Consider the following 2,693-nt stretch of genomic DNA (forward strand, 5'->3'; position numbering starts at 1 on the left):
AGGCTCGGGACCGGCCACCCAGCACATCGGCACGGTCGATCAGCCCCGGGTTCACGAGCCCATCGGCGCCACCGTCGATCCAGCCACGCGAACGGACGAATCCGGCCACGCCTCCGGGTACGAGGCATTCTGGTTCGCCGTGGCCCATCCCCGCGTCGTTGTCGACGAGCACACCGGCATGCCCGCCTTCACCATCGAACCGGGCGCGTGGGTCCTGGCCCTCGAAGACCGCGGCGCGGAATTCCTCGTGCAGGATACTGACGGCAGTGTGGGCGTCCTGCGCGATCTCAGCCACATCGAACGCGGCTAGCCTGGCCCGCCGTGGACACCGTCGTCGAAACCCCGCTGGCTTTGAAGCGGCGTGCGCGCAAGATCAACAAGGCGCTTGCTGAGCTCTATCCCTACGCCCACGCTGAGCTTGATTTCCGGAACCCGTTCGAGTTGGTCGTGGCCACGGTGCTGTCCGCCCAGACTACCGATGTGCTGGTCAACCAGGTCACCAAGATCCTGTTCGCGCGCTATCCGGATGCCCGGAACATGGCCGAGGCCGAGCTTGCCGAGCTGGAGGCGATCCTGCAGCCCACCGGCTTCTTCCGTGCCAAGGCGAAGAACGTCCTGGCGCTCAGCACGCGTTTGGTGGACGAGTTCGACGGCGAGGTTCCCGGCCGGCTGGAAGACCTGGTGACACTGCCCGGCGTCGGGCGCAAAACGGCGAATGTGGTGCTTGGCAACGCGTTCGGCGTCCCGGGAATCACCGTAGACACGCATTTTGGCAGGCTCGCGCGCAGGTTTGGCTGGACGACGTCCGAGGACCCGGTGAAGATCGAGTTCGATGTCGCCGAGCTGTTCGAGCCCAAGGACTGGACCATGCTGTCCCACCGCGTTGTTTTCCACGGCCGCAGGGTTTGCCACGCGCGCAGGCCGGCGTGCGGAGCGTGTGCAGTGGCCAACTGGTGCCCGAGTTACGGTGAAGGCGAAAAGGATCCCGTCAAAGCAGCCAAGTTGCTCAAATACGAACTGGCGCCCGGCAACGAAGCGCTTCTCGAAAAATTGCTTGCCGAGACCCACCGCGCGGCGGAGATTCGCATGGAATCGCAAAGGAGGCCGGCATGACGGCGCTCGAGGATCTCGTCAGCCTCATCACCAGGATCGATTCGGGCCTCCATCCCGGCCCTGATCCACGGATTGCCGCTGCAACCGTCGATCCGGACAAGGCACGGAAAGCGGCCGTGCTCATGCTCTTCGGCGTCTTGGACGACGTCCCCGCCCAATCCGGGAAACCAGTGGCCCCCGCGGACTTGGACGTCTTGCTGCTGGAGCGCGCCCACACCCTGGACGACCATCCCGGGCAGGTGGCGTTCCCCGGCGGCAGCATCGATCCCGGGGATGAGTCCGCCGTCGCGGCAGCCCTCCGGGAAGCGGTGGAGGAGACAGGCCTGGACAGCGGTGGCGTCCAGGTGCTGGGTGTCATGCCGGAACTCGGCCTGATCCGCAGCAATTTTGTGGTCACGCCGGTCTTGGCGTGGTGGGCGTCGCCGTCGCCCGTGAGGGTGGTGGACTACGCCGAATCCGCCCAGGTGTTCCGCGTACCGGTGCGTGATCTCCTGGATCCCGACAATCGATACACCGGGACGCTCACGCGGCTCGGCCGGACTTTCTCGAGCCCGGTCTTCCAAGTCAACGGGCTCGTGGTCTGGGGTTTCACCGGGATGGTGCTCAGCGGTTTGTTCGACGCTTTGGGCTGGACGGTTCCGTGGGACACGGAGCGCGTGCTTGAGATCGAGATCTAGCCTCTAGCAATGTGCCTTGCGCAGGCAGGCCGCTGGCCCGCCACTGGCTCCGGCTATGCCGCGCGCCGGACGGTTTTTGAGCGATCCACGACGATGCCCGTGGCGGCATTTTCGCGCACGGCGTTGATGCCGTCCACTACGGCTTTCAGGTGTTTGAACCGTGGCGATTCCGCCACCAAGGTTCCATCGGCGGCCGTCAACCGAAACCGGTAGCCGTCTTCGCCGTCTTTGAGAATTTCGAATCGTCCAGCCATTTTGCTGTTCCCCCTTGGATACTGCCCGCACAGTGACTTGCGCAGTGAGTGCGTCTTTGCACTGTGGCGCCCCTCACGTCGAACGCCACAAGACGAGACTATCGAGAAGGAAGGGGCGTGCTGAAGTTACTTTGGGGTACATTACTTGCCCGGGTCATGCCGGGTTCGTTTCCGCCATATGACTCGCTTTCGGGGCCGCCGGCGGTTATGGTTCCGGGCTTCAAAAGATCAGTGCGCGCCGTGGTGCCGGCACCGGATATTCGGCGATTGCCATCCGGAACTCTTCCTCCGCGCTGAGTCGCCGCCGGACCTCCATCGATTCCAGCCTCTGGGCATCTTCCGCGTCGACGCCGGGGTTTTTCGCCAGTTCCCTGATCCATTCGCCGGCCACGACAGCGTCATGTTGCTCACCCAACAACCGCTGCAGGGCGATCGCCGGTTGGATCACGCCCGAAGCGTGATGGCTGAAGGCGTCCGCAACTGCCTCCACTGAGTAACGGAGGCACTTGACGTCTTTGCGCGCCTGGTGGAGTGCGGCGTTACGGACCTCCGGGTCGTTGCTGCCTGCCTGCTCCGCGAGGCTGTGCTGCAGCCGCTCCCACCGGCCTTGGAGGCGCTCCGCGAGGTCCGCCGTCGGGTGCTTGTATTC

4 protein-coding genes and 1 pseudogene are annotated in these 2,693 nt (G+C 64.7%); 3 read left to right on the forward strand and 2 right to left on the reverse strand.

The genetic code is table 11. The features are described from left to right. From AHiyo1_RS18295 to AHiyo1_RS18305, 3 genes and pseudogenes are all read left to right on the forward strand, one after another. Positions 1 to 310, forward strand: a pseudogene (locus tag AHiyo1_RS18295) (hypothetical protein); the annotation flags it as partial. 11 nt (positions 311 to 321) lie between these two features. Further along, positions 322 to 1,113 carry an endonuclease III gene (gene nth, locus AHiyo1_RS18300; RefSeq protein WP_059389495.1) on the forward strand — a complete coding sequence of 264 codons (792 nt, stop codon included), beginning with the start codon at positions 322 to 324 and terminating at the stop codon, positions 1,111 to 1,113. Then, on the forward strand, positions 1,110 to 1,790 hold the full coding sequence (locus AHiyo1_RS18305) for an NUDIX hydrolase (RefSeq protein ID WP_059389496.1): 681 nt from the start codon (positions 1,110 to 1,112) through the stop codon (positions 1,788 to 1,790). Before nth ends, AHiyo1_RS18305 begins: the two co-directional genes overlap by 4 nt. A gap of 53 nt (positions 1,791 to 1,843) precedes the next feature. On the opposite strand, the gene AHiyo1_RS18310 is transcribed toward AHiyo1_RS18305, so the two are convergent. Continuing rightward, on the reverse strand, positions 1,844 to 2,044 hold the full coding sequence (locus AHiyo1_RS18310) for a YegP family protein (RefSeq protein ID WP_084784587.1): 201 nt from the start codon (positions 2,042 to 2,044) through the stop codon (positions 1,844 to 1,846). Positions 2,045 to 2,264: 220 nt separating this feature from the next. Beyond that, positions 2,265 to 2,693: CHAD domain-containing protein (locus tag AHiyo1_RS18315; RefSeq protein WP_148667659.1), on the reverse strand; the 429-nt coding region annotated here is incomplete at its 5' end.

It is taken from the genome of Arthrobacter sp. Hiyo1, assembly GCF_001263615.2.
Taxonomy (GTDB): domain Bacteria; phylum Actinomycetota; class Actinomycetes; order Actinomycetales; family Micrococcaceae; genus Arthrobacter.